This is a genomic window from Streptomyces sp. NPDC021212, assembly GCF_044332925.1.
Lineage (GTDB): Bacteria > Actinomycetota > Actinomycetes > Streptomycetales > Streptomycetaceae > Streptomyces.
In genome coordinates this window covers 37,018-51,545 of sequence record NZ_JBIRPZ010000002.1, presented here as the reverse complement: position 1 = coordinate 51,545, position 14,528 = coordinate 37,018, and the positions used below count along the sequence as shown (strand labels likewise).

General features: G+C 72.5%; 15 protein-coding genes. 3 read left to right on the top strand and 12 right to left on the bottom strand.

Translation table 11 applies throughout. The features are described from left to right. Window positions 1-62: 62 nt before the first annotated feature. From ACH4SI_RS04435 to ACH4SI_RS04410, 6 genes are all read right to left on the bottom strand, one after another. Entirely contained in the window at window positions 63-1,022 is a 960-nt protein-coding gene (locus ACH4SI_RS04435; protein ID WP_398292489.1) for a D-alanyl-D-alanine carboxypeptidase family protein, read from the bottom strand. Between the two features lie 78 nt (window positions 1,023-1,100). Then, a complete protein-coding gene (locus tag ACH4SI_RS04430) occupies window positions 1,101-1,808 on the bottom strand; it encodes an HAD family hydrolase (protein ID WP_398292487.1) in 708 nt (235 codons plus the stop codon). A gap of 51 nt (window positions 1,809-1,859) precedes the next feature. Next, window positions 1,860-2,354, bottom strand: a complete 495-nt coding sequence (locus tag ACH4SI_RS04425; protein ID WP_398292485.1) for a hypothetical protein — start codon at window positions 2,352-2,354, stop codon at window positions 1,860-1,862. Window positions 2,355-2,366: 12 nt separating this feature from the next. Beyond that, window positions 2,367-3,515, bottom strand: coding sequence for a hypothetical protein (locus tag ACH4SI_RS04420; RefSeq protein ID WP_398292483.1), 1,149 nt, complete (start codon window positions 3,513-3,515; stop codon window positions 2,367-2,369). After that, window positions 3,515-4,066, bottom strand: a complete 552-nt coding sequence (locus ACH4SI_RS04415; RefSeq protein WP_398292480.1) for a hypothetical protein — start codon at window positions 4,064-4,066, stop codon at window positions 3,515-3,517. The genes ACH4SI_RS04420 and ACH4SI_RS04415 overlap by 1 nt, the downstream gene beginning before the upstream one ends. A gap of 116 nt (window positions 4,067-4,182) precedes the next feature. Continuing rightward, window positions 4,183-4,686, bottom strand: coding sequence for an Lrp/AsnC family transcriptional regulator (locus tag ACH4SI_RS04410; RefSeq protein ID WP_398292478.1), 504 nt, complete (start codon window positions 4,684-4,686; stop codon window positions 4,183-4,185). 259 nt (window positions 4,687-4,945) lie between these two features. Here ACH4SI_RS04410 and ACH4SI_RS04405 point away from each other — a divergent pair, with 259 nt between their 5' ends. Both ACH4SI_RS04405 and ACH4SI_RS04400 read left to right on the top strand, forming a co-directional pair. Next, the gene (locus ACH4SI_RS04405) at window positions 4,946-6,427 is read left to right on the top strand and encodes an FUSC family protein (protein WP_398293873.1); all 1,482 of its coding nucleotides are present in this window, start codon (window positions 4,946-4,948) and stop codon (window positions 6,425-6,427) included. 138 nt (window positions 6,428-6,565) lie between these two features. Then, window positions 6,566-7,609 (top strand): lactonase family protein, encoded by a 1,044-nt coding sequence (locus tag ACH4SI_RS04400; protein ID WP_398292476.1) that lies wholly within the window; start codon window positions 6,566-6,568, stop codon window positions 7,607-7,609. Window positions 7,610-7,712: 103 nt separating this feature from the next. Here the strand turns inward: ACH4SI_RS04400 and ACH4SI_RS04395 are convergent, their stop codons facing one another. The 6 genes from ACH4SI_RS04395 to ACH4SI_RS04370 all read right to left on the bottom strand — a co-directional run bounded on the left by ACH4SI_RS04395 (window position 7,713) and on the right by ACH4SI_RS04370 (window position 14,027). Beyond that, a complete protein-coding gene (locus ACH4SI_RS04395; protein ID WP_398292474.1) occupies window positions 7,713-8,714 on the bottom strand; it encodes a hypothetical protein in 1,002 nt (333 codons plus the stop codon). Window positions 8,715-8,902: 188 nt separating this feature from the next. Continuing rightward, window positions 8,903-9,985 (bottom strand): N-acetylglucosamine kinase, encoded by a 1,083-nt coding sequence (locus ACH4SI_RS04390; RefSeq protein ID WP_398293871.1) that lies wholly within the window; start codon window positions 9,983-9,985, stop codon window positions 8,903-8,905. 22 nt (window positions 9,986-10,007) lie between these two features. Next, window positions 10,008-10,895, bottom strand: coding sequence for a phospholipid scramblase-related protein (locus ACH4SI_RS04385; RefSeq protein ID WP_398292472.1), 888 nt, complete (start codon window positions 10,893-10,895; stop codon window positions 10,008-10,010). A gap of 39 nt (window positions 10,896-10,934) precedes the next feature. Continuing rightward, entirely contained in the window at window positions 10,935-11,612 is a 678-nt protein-coding gene (locus tag ACH4SI_RS04380; protein WP_398292470.1) for a uracil-DNA glycosylase, read from the bottom strand. 67 nt (window positions 11,613-11,679) lie between these two features. Beyond that, on the bottom strand, window positions 11,680-12,771 hold the full coding sequence (locus ACH4SI_RS04375) for a WD40/YVTN/BNR-like repeat-containing protein (RefSeq protein WP_398292468.1): 1,092 nt from the start codon (window positions 12,769-12,771) through the stop codon (window positions 11,680-11,682). A 140-nt stretch (window positions 12,772-12,911) separates the two neighbouring features. Then, window positions 12,912-14,027: an NADH:flavin oxidoreductase/NADH oxidase gene (locus tag ACH4SI_RS04370; RefSeq protein ID WP_398292466.1), complete on the bottom strand. Its 1,116-nt coding sequence runs from the start codon at window positions 14,025-14,027 to the stop codon at window positions 12,912-12,914. A 128-nt stretch (window positions 14,028-14,155) separates the two neighbouring features. Here ACH4SI_RS04370 and ACH4SI_RS04365 point away from each other — a divergent pair, with 128 nt between their 5' ends. Next, window positions 14,156-14,527: an ArsR/SmtB family transcription factor gene (locus tag ACH4SI_RS04365; protein WP_398292464.1), complete on the top strand. Its 372-nt coding sequence runs from the start codon at window positions 14,156-14,158 to the stop codon at window positions 14,525-14,527. Window position 14,528: the final 1 nt, after the last annotated feature.

The window sequence follows — 14,528 nt, the reverse complement described above, 5'->3', positions numbered from 1 at the left end:
CGCCCCTTGAGCGACGTGACGCACGCCCGGCGCCCCCGCGGGGGCGCCGGGCGTGCGTCACGTCAGTCCTGTGGGGTGCCGGCGGGAAGCTCGCGCCAGGTCACCGTGGTGCGGGTGTGGAACGCCCAGTCGAGCATCTTCTTCGCGTCCGGGTACCGCTTGCTGTCGCCGAGCAGCACCCCGACGACCGTCCGGCCGCTGCGCTTGGCGGCGAACACGATGCACTTGCCGGCGGCGGTGCCGGTACCGGTCTTGATGCCGATGGCGCCGTTGTACGAGCCCAGCAGCTTGTTGCTGTTGGTCCAGTAGTAGTACCTGGTCCGGCCGTTGGCCGCCGGGGCCTTCTGCTCGGTGTCGACGGTCTTGACGACGTTGCGCAGGGTGGCGTTGCCGAGCGCGTGCCGCGCCAGCTTCGACAGGTCGCGCGCGGTCGTGTAGTTGGAGCCGTGCGTGGAGATGCCGTCGAACGAGTCGTACCGGGTCCTGGTCATCCCCAGCGCGTCCGCCTTCTTGTTCATCTTGGAGATGAACGACTTGGTGCGCTTGGCGGTGGTGCTCCCGCTGCCGAAGGTGTCGGCGAGGGCCATCGCGGCGTCACAGCCGGACGGCAGCAGCATGCCGTACAGCAGCTGCCTGACGTTGAGCTTGTCGCCCTTCTTCAGGTCCGCCGCGCTGCCGCCGCTGGTCCTGATGTAGTCCAGGTACGCCTGCTTGACGGTGACCTTCTTGTTGAGGTTCACCCCGCGGGTGTCGAGCACCACGACCGCCGTCATGAGCTTGGTGATGCTCGCCATCTGGCGCTTGGCGTCCGGGCCCTTGCTCCACAGCTTCTTGTTCGCGCCGCTGTCGAGCAGATACGCGCCCTTGGCGCTGATGCCGGACGGTCCGGCGGCGGCCTGCGCCGCCGGGGCGGCCGGTGCCGCCTGCGCGGCGCCCGCCGGTAAGGCGACGGCCAGCGCCGCCGTGGATGCGATGACCGCCGCTCCCCAGCGGCGGACCGCTACACCCCCATGTCTTCCCATACGCCTTCGCTCTCCTCACATGATGGGTTGGGCGCCCGCATCGTCTCACCGCAGGAGAAATGGCGATGTGTCAAGGTGTCACCTTTTGGACATCACCCAGTCGTAGGCCGCCCGCGCGTCGAACTCCCGCTGCCCGCCACGGAAGATCAGCCCGGCGGAGTCGTACCACGAACCGTCGCCCGGGTCCTCGGGGCTCGCCGGGTACGGAACGGCGATGCAGCGCATCCCGGCCCGCCGCGCCGCCTCCACCCCGGGCCCGGCGTCCTCGACCACCACACAGTCGGCCGGATCGGTGGCCAGCAGGCGCGCGGCCGCCAGGAACACATCCGGTTCGGGCTTGCCGCGCCCGATCTCCTCCGCGGAGACATACAGCGGCAGCAGCGCGTCCAGACCTGTGGCGGTCAGCGCGGCCTCGATCGCGGGCCGGGAGGAGCCGGACGCGACGGCGATCGAATGCCCGGCGGAGTGCAGCCGCTCGGCGAACGCCCGCATCTCGGGAAAGACGGTGGTGGCGGTGCGGACCAGTTCCAGGTAGTGGCCGTTCTTGACGGCGAGCAACTCGTCCACCGGCGCGTCGATCGCGTACCGCTCGCGCAGGGTCTCCAGGGTCTCGCGGGTGCCGATCCCGATGAACTGGGTGTGCTCCTCCCAGGTGAAGCCCGTGATGCCGTACCGGGCGAGGGTGCGCCGGCCCGCCTCGTAGTAGTTGGGCTCGCTGTCCACGAGCGTGCCGTCAAGGTCGAAGATCACGGAAGGGAGACACGGCGCGGAAGTGCTGATGTCCATGGGCACCAGCATGCCGGGTACGGACCGGCGCGCCGCACCCGGCATGATCGGCTAGCGCCGGAACTCCGCGTCGGGGCAGCTGTCGGGGTCGTCCTGCTCGAAGAGCACGGGCTCCTGCGGAGTGCCGCTCACCACCAGGCGCTGGTCCTCCGTCGGCACGTCCTCGTCGAGGCTGCCCCCGTCGAAGCTCAGTTCCACTTCGGGGATGCGCTCCCCGTTGGTGGCCTCCGTCGCCTCGTAGGCCCAGCTGCCGCGGCCGTCGAAGCGGCGTTCGTCGTCCAGGAAGGGGTCGTACGGCCAGTGGCGCACCGCGAGCTGCCCATCGGGGTGGAGAGTGACACGCATGCCGTCGGGGCCTCGGTAGGCCCCGGGCAGGGCGGTCTCGGACACCTTGGCGTTGGGTCGCGGACATTCCCCCGACACGGCGTTCAGCACCCCGATGCACCCCACCGGAAACATCAGGCATACCATCCCGATCAGCGTGAAACGGAGCGGGCGGTTGCGCCAGAGCTTCCGGAAGCGTCCTGGCTCCTCGGTCTTCGTCACGTGATCAGCCTGTCAGTGCTCGGCCGGATCGATGCGCTCGGTCCAGACCATCCGTTCCTTGATGTCCGCTGTGGGCCCGCTGTCGTGGTTGAAGCCCTCCTGCCATTTCTGGTAGCCGGGCATGAACGACTCCATGTTGGTGTCGTTCTTCACGGTGTACTGCACGATCAGCTTGCCGTCGGCGTCGGTGCCCTTGACCTCGTAGTCGATGTCGTAGGAGCCGAGCAGGGACTGCGCCTCGTTGGTGTCGCCGCCCCAGAGGTTGTCTATTCCGGACAGCCCGGCCATGTCACCCGCGTACGTACCCACCTGTCCGAGGAACGACTTCCCGGCGATCCTGTGGTGCAGCCTGCCCTCCGCATGGCCCCCGTTCCACGCCTCTACGGTCTCGCTCCGGATCTTGCTCATGCTCTCGCTCTCGCGGAGCTGCTTGACGAACGGGTCGTGCTGGGAGAACTGGTACTGGTCGTCCCCCGTCCCGGCGACCCAGTTGGCCAGGAGGGTGCGGGGGGTGAGGTGGTTCTTCCCCGGGGTGGGGTCCAGGCCGTTCAGCTCGCGGCCGATTTCGTCGAATCGGTCCGTGCTGATGCCGCCGGTGTGGTTGATGTCCGTGCGGAGCTTCTTGGTGTTGAACCACAGGTCGGTGCCGATATTGTCCATCAGGGTGACGGACAGGTTCTGGTCGGCCTCGAATGCGTCGCGGAGGATCAGATCGAGCTTCTTCTGGGCGGCGTCGAGCTTCTTGCCCTCCTTGTCGGAGAGGTTTTCCTGTACATCGCAGGCGCTCCCCAGGATCACCTTGGCCTTCGGCCCGACGTACATTCCCTCCTCGCCGAATCCCTTCACCGCCTCGTGCAGCCGTTTCTGAATCGCCTTCAGCTCTCCCGCGCCATCTTCGATGGACCTGCGCACCGCGTCGACGACCTTGGCGGCGGCGGTCGCCTGCCGCTGGATATCGTCGATCTGCGCCCAGGCGTAGGGGGCGGCCATGCCCTCCCAATACCCCTTGTCCCGTAGGGGCTTGAGTACCTCGTCGTGGATCTTGTCGTCGAGGTTCTTGATCTTTTCGTGGACGCCCTTCCACTTCGTCGCCAGAGTGTCCAGGGCGGCGAAGTCGGCCGTACTGAAATCCTGGTAGAAGTCCTCGTAGTAGTGAACCATCAGTACCTCCAAATGGAGGAAGTCGAAGGATCCTGGGGCAGACTCTGGTCCTTGAGATAGGGGCTCTGTTTTCCCCCGCCGAAAGAGTCTCCCGTGTCCTTGTCCTGCTTCACATGCGTGTTGGCCGCCAGGCGCAGGCTTTCGGAAATGTGGGCGAGCCAGGCGGTGACCGTACCCGCCTGCTCCTCCCAGTGCTTGTGTGAACGCTTCAGCGCGCTCTGCGCCTGGAGGCCGTCCACCGCCTTGGCCGCCGTGGCCGTCGGCTCCTCCAGGGACGCCGCCTGCTTGTGGAGCGTGTCGTAGACCTCGTCCGCCTTGCCGGCCGCACCGCGCAGCACGCTGGGCGCGATCGCCAGGTTCTGCGGCACCGGCCCTTGCACACCGGGGGCAAGGGGCCGCTTGGGGGCGGGTGCGGTGGGGTCGTAGATGTTGCTCCGGCCCGGTTGGGAAGCCAGAGGTGGTGGTGCGAAGAAGCCGTCGCGGACCGGAGATTTGCCCGGCGGTAGCGGCAGCTCACTGTCCTTCGGCTCGGGCAGGTCCTCGTTGCTCATGGATCCCCCGGTTTTGAGCACGGCAAAGCTGTCTATATGTTAAGCCGATCTTCGGTCTGACTGTGGGAGGGTACGGCGTCGCGCACACGGTAGGGGGCGGCAAGTCAACGACGTGATCAGGACCGGCGGCGGGTCCCGGCGGTCTGCCCCACGGCGTCGACCAGCGGCAGCATCCGATGGCGCACCCGCTCCCGGAGCACCATCTCGGTGCGCGTGCGGACCACCCCCGGAAGCCGGATCACCCGCTGCACGACGTCCTCCAGATGCTCGTTGTCCCGCGCCACGGCCCGGGTCAGCAGATCTCCGGCGCCCGTGGTCGAGAACACCTCGATGATCTCCGGGACAGTGGCCAGCGCGTCGCCCACGTCGTCCAGATGGCCCTGGGTGACCTCGATGTGCACGAAGGCCAGCACCGGATGGCCGAGCGCGGCGGGGGAGAGCGACGGCCCGTAGCCGGTGATCACGCCCTCCCGCTCCAGCCGGTCCAGCCGCGCCTGCACGGTGCCACGGGCGACGCCCAGGAGCCGGGCGTACTCACGCACGCTGGTGCGCGGCTGCTCCAGCAGCAGCCGAAGGATCTTCGCGTCGAGCGCGTCCACCGCGTCCCCCGGTGCGGACATGGGCCATCGGCTCCCTCATGGTCGGTCCATTCGCCCGGTGACTGTACCAATGGCCCAGCGATACGGCGATCGCTTGAGCCGATGGCGGCGGGGTGCTTCTCTTGTGGGTAGATGGCGTTGCGCTGGGCTGCGCCGGACGGCAAGGAAGCCGCATCCGGGTCCCCGCAGCGCCTTTGTCATGCCCGGACTTATCGACGTGAAAGGACAGGTCACGGCGGTGCTGCGCGATTTTCGGACGGTGGCGGGGCTGTGCGCCACGATGTTCGCCGCCCCGGATCCGGGCTTGCGGCGGCTGCGGATCTCGGCGCGCGCCGTCCTCGGCGTCGGCGCGGCGGTCGCCGCGGTGGCGTGGGCCGGGCTGCCCCTGTCCGCCGCGGTCGTGGGCGGCCTCGCGGCGCTCCTCGCGCTCTTCACGGTGGCGGACCCGACGGTACGGCGGCAGGCCGTCACCACCGCGCTGCTCCCGGCCGTCGGCCTCCCGGTGCTGGCGCTGGCCGCCGTACTGCACCGGGATCCGGCCGGGCGCGACGCCGCCTTTCTCGCGGTGGTCTTCTGCGGTGTCGCGGCCCGGCGGTGGGGGCCGCGCGGCAACGCCCTCGGCATCTTCGCGTTCATGATGTTCTTCGCGGCCCAGTTCCTGGAGGCGGAGCGGCGGGAGCTGCCCGTGCTGGCGGTCGCGGTGTCCCTGGGCGTGGCGGTCGCCGCTCTCGTCCGGTTCGGGGTGTGGTGCGTCGAGCGGCGCACGCCCGGGGCGCCCGCCGCCGCGCCCGCGCCGCCCGCCGGGCAGGGCCTGGCGCGGCCCGCCACCCGGCAGGCGTTCCAGGCGGCCGCCGCCTGCGCGTTCGCGCTCGCCGTCGGCCAGGCCGTCTCCGGGGAGCGGTGGTACTGGGCCGTCGGCACCGCCTGGTGGATCTTCGTCAACACCGCCTCGCGCGGCGAGACGCTGGTACGCGGCTTCCGCCGGGTCCTCGGCACCGCCGGCGGCATCGCGGCCGGGCTCGCCGTCGCCGTACCGCTGCACGGGGCCCCGGCGCCCACGGCCGTCCTGGTCGCGGCTTGCGTCTTCGGGATCTTCTACACCGCGCCGCTGTCGTACAGCTGGATGGTGTTCTTCGTGACGCTCATGGCCGGGCTGCTGTACGGCCTGCTCGGCGTGCTGCACCCCGGGCTGCTCGCGCTGCGCCTGGAGCAGACCGCCGTCGGCGCGGCCGGGGCGGCCCTGGCCGTGGCGCTCGTGCTCCCGGTGACCACCCACGCCACGACGGACGCGTGGATCCGGCGCGCCCTGGAGTCCGTACGGCACTGCGCCGCCGACGCCGCACGGCGGCTCGCGGGCGACCCGGCCGCGGCCCCCGCGCCGCACGTCGCCGAGCTGGAGTCGGCGCTGCGGGGCCTGCGGATGTCGATCGCCCCGCTGCTGCACCCGCTCAGCCCGCTGCGCGCCCGCCGGGCCCGGGCCCGGCGGGTCATGCTGGCCCTCGACGACTGCGCCCGCCAGGCGCGCGGCCTCGCCGCGCTCGCCGCCGACCCGGTGGCGTCCCACGACGCCCGGCTGACCGCGGCGTGCGCGCGGGTCGAGGCGGCGGTGAGCCGCCTGACCGCCCCCGTCACCCCGTCGGCCGCCGCCCCCGCGCCCGCTGCCGGGCCGTCGCCCCACCACCCGGCCACGGACCGCGCCCTGGCCCATCTGCACGGCCTGGAGGCCGCCCTGACGGGGCTCGCGGACCCGCTGCGGGCCTGAGCGCAGTACCGGCCGCGATTCCCCCAACCGGGGCGCGCCGACGGCGCGTCCGCCACGGAATCGGCCATTCCAGAGTCCTGGTCCGGACCGGGCTGTTAGCGTCGGCCGCAAGCGGAACCGCTGGAGAGGCGGCACGGGGTGAGCACGGAGCAACGGGCGTACAGGGCGTACATCGGGTCGTTCACCGAGGCGGGCGGAGCCGGGGTCACCGTCGTGGACGTCGACCGCGACACGGGCGCGCTGACACCGCGGTACGCCACGGACGAGGTCACCAACCCCTCCTACCTCGCGCTCTCACCCGGCGGGGACGTCCTCTACGCCGTGAGCGAGACGGACGACGGCGCGGCCGCCGCCTTCCGGGCCGGCGACGACCCCGACGGCCCGCTCACCCTCCTCGGCGGCCCCGTCCCCGTGCAGGGCGCGGCGCCCACTCATCTCGCGCTCGCCGCCGGGCATCTGCTCACCGCCAACTACGGTTCCGGCAGCGTCAGCGCGCTGCCGGTCCGCGACGACGGCGGGCTCGGGGAGCCGACGACGGTGCTGCGGCACGAGGGCAGCGGCCCCGACCGCGAGCGGCAGAGCGCGCCGCACGCCCACCAGGTGCTGCCCGACCCGTCCGGAGCCTGGCTGCTGAGCGTCGACCTCGGCGCCGACGCGGTGTGGGTGTACGAGGCCGCCGGGCCGCGGGCGCACCGGAAGGTCCGGCTGCGGGCGGGGAGCGGGCCGCGGCATCTGGCGTTCCATCCGCGTGGCGACCGCGCTTACGTCGTCAACGAGCTGGATCCGACGGTCACGGTGTGCCGCTGGGACGCGGCGTCCGGCACCCTCGAACCGCTCGGCGAGACCCGCGTCGTTCCGCCTGGCACGGAAACCGCCACTTTCCCCTCCGAGGCGGTGGTCTCCCCGGACGGACGCTTCGTCTGGGTCGCGAGCCGCGGCCATGACAGCGTCGCGACGCTCGCCCTCGACACCCCGGGCGACCGCATGGAGCTGGTCACCACCACGCCCTGCGGCGGCCACTGGCCGCGTGACCTGACCCTGGATCCCTCGGGCAGCCGTCTCTACGTCGCGAACGAACGCTCGGGCGAGGTCACCTGGTTCGGCCTCGACCCCACCACCGGGGTGCCGGGCCGTGGCGGTTCGATCGAGGCATCGGCCGCGTCCTGCGTGCTCTTCGGCTGACCGCAGGGGGCCGGAGGGGGCCGCAGGGGCCCGCCGGGGGAGGCGGGGCGGGCGCGGGGCCGCACGCCCCGCGCATCGCCATCTCCCCGGGTGCCGAGACGATTCAGCGCAGCCCCGAGGACGCCGGAAGCGTGATGCCCAGCGCCGTCGCGTACTTCGACAGCACCAGCTTGCCCACGGCCGGGTACGCGCCCAGCGCCTCGGCCGCGGCGCAGCCCGCTTCCTCGGCGGCCGCCTTGGTCAGCTCGGCGGACACCTCCGGGCCGATGAGGTACGGCGCGAGCGCGAGCCGGGCCGAACCGGCGGAGCGCAGCTGCTCGGCGACGCGGACCACGGCCCCGTCCTCGTCCAGCGCGGCGGCCATCACCGGCACGGCGAGGCGCGCGGAGAGCAGCATGCCGGTGATCCCACCGGCGTCGGCCGCCTCGCCGCCGCCCACGGTGGCCAGGATGATGCCGTCCGCGGCGGTCGCCACCGTGAAGAGGCGGGCCCGGTCGGCGCGGGCGAGGCCCGCCTCCGACAGACGGACGTGCAGCCCCTCGGCGAGCAGCGGGTGCGGGCCGAGGACGTCGGTGAGGTCGGCGGCCGAGCCGCTGTGCACGACGGCCTGGCGTATCCGCCGCAGCAGCGCGTTGTCCGGGCCCGCGAGCAGCGGGACCACCACGGCCGACGGGCCGTCGGTCGGGACGGAGGGCGGCGGAGGCATCTCCGGGATCTCCTCGCCCGCGGCCTCGGCCGCGGCGATCGCCTCCGCGGTGGCGGCGGCGGTGGCCTTGGCGGCCTCCCGTGCCTGGCGCAGCCGCTCGCTGCGGTCCTGGGCGGCGCGCGCGAGCACGGCCTCGAGCTGCGGGAACTCCTCGTTCTCACCTTCCACGTCCACATAGCCGACGTGGGCGTCGAGGCCGGGCAGCTCGGAGCGGGCGATGCTCACGACCTCCTCGGCCAGGCTCCGGGTGGCGGGTTCCGCGGCCCCCGGAACCGCCAGCACCAGCGGCGGTGCGCCCAGGGGTGCGGCCGCCGGCTCCGGGCGGCGGTGCCGTCCGGGCTGGCGGGGACGCGGCATTCGTACTGGCAGGCCGGACGCGGGCCCTGTGGGGGAGCTCATGGCGCCGCATGTTAGTCGCTCTATAGGGTTGGCTGTTCGGGAGGGGGGCGACTGGGCGTTTTCTGTCCCCTTTTGCCGAGCCTTGCTGTTCGTTGCTGTGCGGTGGGCGAACAGAGCTGCCCGTACAGCCGATAGGGTGTTCGTCATCCGGAACCGCCGTCCCGGTTATCGGCCGTTGCCGTCGTTCATCACTCGGTGCTGATACTCAGCAGCCCCGCGGCCGGCGGCAGCCGCAGCTCCCCGGCGGCGAGCGCCGCCGCGATGCGCAGGGCGCCGTCCAGCGGGTCCCCGGTCGCCTCCGTGACCCGGACCCCCGGCAGCCGTGCGGCCAACTCGGCGCGCAGGGGCGCCAGCAGGGGCGCGCCCATGCGGAAGAGGCCGCCGGTCAGCGCGACCTCACCGGGCTCCGGCCGGGGGCAGACCGCCTTCGCGGCCTGGGCGATGTGGCGGGCGGCGTCCCGCAGGATCGCCTCCGCGACCGGATCGGCCTCGGTGGCGCACCGGCCGACCTCCGGCGCGAAGGAGGCCAGTACGGCGGGCCGGTCGGCCCGCGGATACAGCTGTCCCGGCAGCTCGGCGGCCGGGCCGAAGACCGCTTCCAGCCGGGCCAGCAGCGGCCGTGAGCCGCCCTCGCGCCCGTCGTACGCGCGCATCGCGGCCTCCAGACCGGCCCGCCCGAGCCAGGCCCCGCCGCCGCAGTCGCCCAGCAGATGCCCCCACCCGTCGGCCCGCCGCCACCCGGGCGCCGCGCGCCCCACGGCCGTACGGTCGCCGGGCGTGTGATCGTCCGGCCCGTCCGGGCCGCCCGTACGGTCGGGTGCCGCGCCCCCGGCCAAGGGCAGCGGCTCCGGCAGCGGCACCGCGCCCAGCGCGATCATGCCCGTGCCCGCGGCGACCACCGCGCCGGGCCGCTGGCCGAGCGCCCCGGCATAGCCGGTCACCGCGTCCGCCGCGAGCGCGAGACGGCGCACCCCGAACTCCTCCGCGAGCGCGCCCGGCAGCGTCGCCCGCAGATCGTCGCCGAGCGAGGCCATCCCCGCGGCGCCCACGCAGACGGCCGCCGGCCGCCGCGTCCCGGCCCGGCGCAGCAGCTCATGGGCGGCCGGCAGCACCCGCTCCAGCAGCCCGGCCGCGTCGATGCCCCGGTCGCCGACGGCGGCGGGGGCGGCGGAGGACCAGGTCAGCGGCGTCTCCGCGGCGCCGCCGAGCCGGGGTTCGGCGCACGCCACAGCCACCCGTACGCCCGATCCGCCCGAGTCGATCCCGAGCACATGTGTCGCATCGTCCACCGGCTCAGCCGAACCCGCGCGCGTCCTGCTTGAGCGCGGTGTCCACGGTCAGGGCGGTGGCCACCACGAGGCTCAGCAGCGGGTCCGGCAGCTGACGGTGGATCTGCAGGACGTAGTTGTCCGCCGTCGTGAACATGGTCTTCGCCAGACCTTCCCAGGTCTTGGTGATCCGGGCGATCTCGGTGTCGGTGTGGTCGACGATGGCGAAGTTCCAGGCCCGCCAGTTCTCCGCCTTGATGGCGCCGATCTGCTGGCCGTTGACCTGTATCCCGAAGTTGATCTTGCCGATGGCGTTCTGCTGGACGATCTCGCCGACCGGCTGGCCGTCCGGGCGCTCCACCAGCACCTTGGACTTGATGAACTTGGCGGGCCGGGTGAGCACCAGATGCGGCTGCCCGGCCGCGTCCCGGATCTCCAGCTTGTGCGTCATGAACTGGTCGAGGCTCGACACGAACCGCGCGACCTTCTTGAGCGTGCTCTGACCGACCTGGACCACCGACCCGATGGTGCGGCCGTGCTGGTCGAAGACGCTGTACTCATTGGTCAGCTCGATCAGCTTGGCCTTCTGGTTCACCACCAGCACCGGCTCGGTGAACAGCGTGCCGCCGCCCCCGGCGGCCGGGGCGACGTGCGCCTGCTGCTGCACCTGCTGCTGGACCTTGGCCGGGTTGGGGTGCGGCTGAGCCGGCTGCCCTGGCTGCCCAGGCTGGGCGGCGTACCCCGGGTGGCCCTGCTGCCCCGGCTGGGCGGCCTGTTGCGGCGGGAGCTGGCCCGGCTGCTGCCCCGGGTGGGTGTGCTCGGTCCACTGGGCACCGTCCCACCAGCGCAGCTGGTTAGGGGTGCCCTGCGGGTCCGCGTACCAGCCCGCAGGGGTGTTCGGATGTGTCGTCATGGCGGGCAGACTACCCGTCGCCCACCTGGAAAGAAGCGCTCAGGCAAGGCGCCAGTCGACGGGTTGCGCTCCCTGCTGCACGAGCAGCTCGTTGGCCCGGCTGAACGGGCGCGAACCGAAGAATCCCCGGTCGGCCGACATGGGAGAGGGGTGCGCGGACTCGACCGAGGGCAGCGGCCCCAGCAGCGGCCGCACGTTGCGCGCGTCGCGGCCCCACAGGATGGACACCAGCGGGCGGCCGCGCGCGGCGAGCGCCCGGATGGCCTGCTCGGTGACCTCCTCCCAGCCCTTGCCACGGTGTGCCGCGGGACGGCGCGGCGCCGTGGTGAGCGCCTTGTTGAGCAGCAGCACGCCCTGCCTGGTCCAGGGCGTCAGGTCGCCGTTGGACGGGCGCGGCAGACCGAGGTCGGTGTGCAGCTCGCGGTAGATGTTCTCCAGGCTGCCGGGCAGCGGGCGCACCTCCGGCGCCACCGAGAAGCTCAGCCCCACCGCATGACCGGGCGTCGGATACGGATCCTGGCCCACGATGAGGACCTTCACCTCGTCGAAGGGCTGCTGGAAGGCGCGCAGCACATTCGGTCCGGCGGGCAGATAGGTGCGGCCCGCCGCGATCTCGGCCCGCAGGAAGTCGCCCATCGCCGCGATGCGCTCTTCCACGGGCTCAAGTGCCTTGGCCCAGCCCGGTTCCACAATTTCGTTCAACGGTCGTGCAGCCACACCGCGTCACTCTAGTGGCTCAGCCCGTGGCCGCGCGCCGTCTCACCCGGTCACGGCCGCATCGATCTCAACCGATCACCGCCGCTCGCACACAGAGCACATCGGGAAGGTACCGGGCGATCTGCTGCCAGCTCTCACCCTCGTCCGCGCTCGCGTACACCTCCCCGTTGCGATTGCCGAAGTACACCCCGACCGGGTCCGCGTCGTCCGTACGCAGCGCGTCCCGCAGCACCACCCCGTAGTGCGGCTCGCCCGGCAGCCCGGCGGACCGCTCCTCCCAGGACGCGCCCGCGTCCTGGGTGCGGAACACCCGGCAGCGGTAGTCCGGCGGATAGCGGTCCGAGCCGTCGGACACCGGGAAGAGATAGGCGACTCCGCCGCGCCGCGGATGGGCGGCGACCGCGAACCCGAAGTCGGCGGGCAGCTCCTGGCCGATCTCCGACCAGTGCGCCCCGCGGTCGTCGCTGCGGTACACCCCGCCGTGGTTCTGCAGATACAGCCGGTCGGGGTCGGCCGCGTCCTGCGCGATCTTGTGCACGCACTGCCCGAACTCCGGATACTGATCGGGCAGGAACTCCGCCCTGAGGCCGCTGTTCGACGGCGCCCAGCTCGCCCCGCCGTCCGCCGACCGGTACACCCCGCCCGACGAGACGGCCACCGTCACCGCGTCGGCGTCCCGAGGGTCGGTGACCACCGTGTGCACCGCCTGGCCGCCGAACCCCGCGCCCCACTCGGCCCGCTGCGGGTGGTCCCACAGGCTCCGCACGAAGGTGAACGTCTCCCCGCCGTCCTCGGAGCGGAACAGCGCGCCCGGCTGGGTGCCCGCGTAGACCACCCCGGGCGCGGCGGGTCCGGCCGGGTGCAGCTGCCACACCCGCTCCAGCGAGGTGTCGGTCCCCTCCGGGAACCGCACCGCGGGCCGGGCGGGCTCGTGCCAGCTCTCCCCGAGGTCGTCGGAGCGGAAGACCGACGGGCCCCAGTGGGAGCTGTCCGCGCCGGCCAGCAGCCGCGGCGCACCGGAGCGGCGGGTGTCGATGCCGACGGAGTACACCGCCTGCATGGGGAAGTGCGGCCCGGTGAAATCCCAGTCCGGGCCGGAGCGGCGGCGGCCGAGGAAGAGACCCTTGCGGGTGCCGACGGCGAGCAGAACATCGTCCATGACGGACTCACTCCTTGGGACGTAGCGGGAGGGGAGGGGGAAAGAGATGCGATGAAGGATGTGTCCGGCATCACAGAGTCTGCACCCCACCACCGACAACGGCCCGTGGAAGCGTCTTCCCGCAGGTAGGAGCGGGTGTCTCAGGCCCAGGAGTACGGGGGCGGAACCGGCACGTCCGCGCCCAGCTCGCGCGCGGCGCGCCGCGCCCAGTACGGGTCGCGCAGCAACGCGCGGCCGAGCAGCACCGCGTCCGCCTCCTCGGTCACCACGATCTTCTCGGCCTGCTCCGGCTCGGTGATCAGTCCGACCGCGGCGACCGGCAGCCCGGTTTCGGCCCGGACGCGCGAGGCGAACGGGACCTGGTAGCCCGGGCCCGTCGGGATCGGGACCCGCGCCGCGTTGCCGCCGCTGGAGACGTCCAGCAGGTCCACGCCGCGGGCCCGCAGCGCCGCGGCGAGCCGTACGGTCTCGTCGGCCGTCCAGCCGTCCCGCTCGTCGGCGTCCGCGTTCCGGTCCCGGCGGGTCTCGGTGAGCCAGTCGGTGGCGGAGACGCGGAAGAACAGCGGCAGCTCGTCCGGCCACACCGCACGCACCGCGTCCACGACCCGGAGCGCGAAGCGCGACCGGTTCTCGAAGGATCCGCCGTACTCGTCGGTGCGGTGGTTGCTGTACGGGGAGAGGAACTCGCCGATCAGATAGCCGTGGGCGCCGTGGATCTCCGCGACCTCGAAACCCGCCGCCAGCGCGCGCCGCGCCGCGTCCGCGAACTGTCCGACGACCTCCTCGATCTGCGCGGTGGTCAGCTCCTCCGGGACCGGGTGCCCGGCGTCGAACGGCACCGGGCTGGGCCCGAGCACCGGCCGCCAGCCCTCCTCGCCGACCCCGAGCGGCGCGCCGCCCCGCCACGGCCGGTCGGTCGATGCCTTGCGCCCGGCATGGGCGAGCTGGATGCCGGGCGTCGTACCGCGCTCCTTGAGGAACGCGGTGATCGGCCGGAACGCCTCGACCTGGGTGTCGTTCCAGATCCCCAGGTCCGCCGGGCTGATCCGGCCCTCGGGGCCGACCGCGGTCGCCTCGACGAGGATCAGCCCGGCGCCGCCGGTGGCCCGCGAGGTGTAGTGCGAGAAGTGCCAGTCACCGGGCACGCCCGCGGCCGGTCCCGAGACCTCGGCGGAGTACTGGCACATCGGCGCCATCCAGATCCGGTTCGGGATGGTCAGCGACCGCAGGGAAAAGGGCGTGAAAAGGGCGCTCACGGCAGGCTCCGTCTCATGTCTCCACCATGGATGCCTCGTACGATAGCCGTCGTAGTACGGTGGGTGTCAAACTACGATTGTCCTCGTACAATGAGGATCCCGGAACGACGCGACGAGGAGCAGCAGTCGTGCAGACGCAGATCACCCCTCAGGCGCAGGCGACCGGCCGTTCGCTGGAGCATCCGCGGCGCGAGGAGATCCGCCTGGAGGACGTGCTGCACGCACTGTCCGACCCCATGCGGCTGCGGGTCGTGCGCACCCTGGCCGACGAGAGCTGCGACCTGTCCTGTTCGGTGTTCGACCTGCCCGTCAGCAAGTCGACCACCACCCACCACTTCCGGGTGCTGCGCGAATGCGGAGTGATCCACCAGATCTACCGGGGCACCGCCAAGATGAACGCGCTGCGCCGCGAGGACCTCGACGCGCTGTTCCCCGGGCTGCTCGACAGCGTTCTGACCGCCGTCGCCCGCCAGGAAGACCGGGCGGGCGACCAGGGCTGAG

What these genes read in the sequence shown, in the direction of transcription:
- ACH4SI_RS04435 (WP_398292489.1), bottom strand. Translation starts at nt 1,022, where the DNA reads ATGGGAAGACATGGGGGTGTAGCGGTCCGCCGCTGGGGAGCGGCGGTC.
- ACH4SI_RS04430 (WP_398292487.1), bottom strand. Translation starts at nt 1,808, where the DNA reads ATGGACATCAGCACTTCCGCGCCGTGTCTCCCTTCCGTGATCTTCGAC.
- ACH4SI_RS04420 (WP_398292483.1), bottom strand. Translation starts at nt 3,515, where the DNA reads ATGGTTCACTACTACGAGGACTTCTACCAGGATTTCAGTACGGCCGAC.
- ACH4SI_RS04415 (WP_398292480.1), bottom strand. Translation starts at nt 4,066, where the DNA reads ATGAGCAACGAGGACCTGCCCGAGCCGAAGGACAGTGAGCTGCCGCTA.
- ACH4SI_RS04410 (WP_398292478.1), bottom strand. Translation starts at nt 4,686, where the DNA reads ATGTCCGCACCGGGGGACGCGGTGGACGCGCTCGACGCGAAGATCCTT.
- ACH4SI_RS04405 (WP_398293873.1), top strand. Translation starts at nt 4,946, where the DNA reads ATGTTCGCCGCCCCGGATCCGGGCTTGCGGCGGCTGCGGATCTCGGCG.
- ACH4SI_RS04395 (WP_398292474.1), bottom strand. Translation starts at nt 8,714, where the DNA reads ATGAGCTCCCCCACAGGGCCCGCGTCCGGCCTGCCAGTACGAATGCCG.
- ACH4SI_RS04385 (WP_398292472.1), bottom strand. Translation starts at nt 10,895, where the DNA reads ATGACGACACATCCGAACACCCCTGCGGGCTGGTACGCGGACCCGCAG.
- ACH4SI_RS04375 (WP_398292468.1), bottom strand. Translation starts at nt 12,771, where the DNA reads ATGGACGATGTTCTGCTCGCCGTCGGCACCCGCAAGGGTCTCTTCCTC.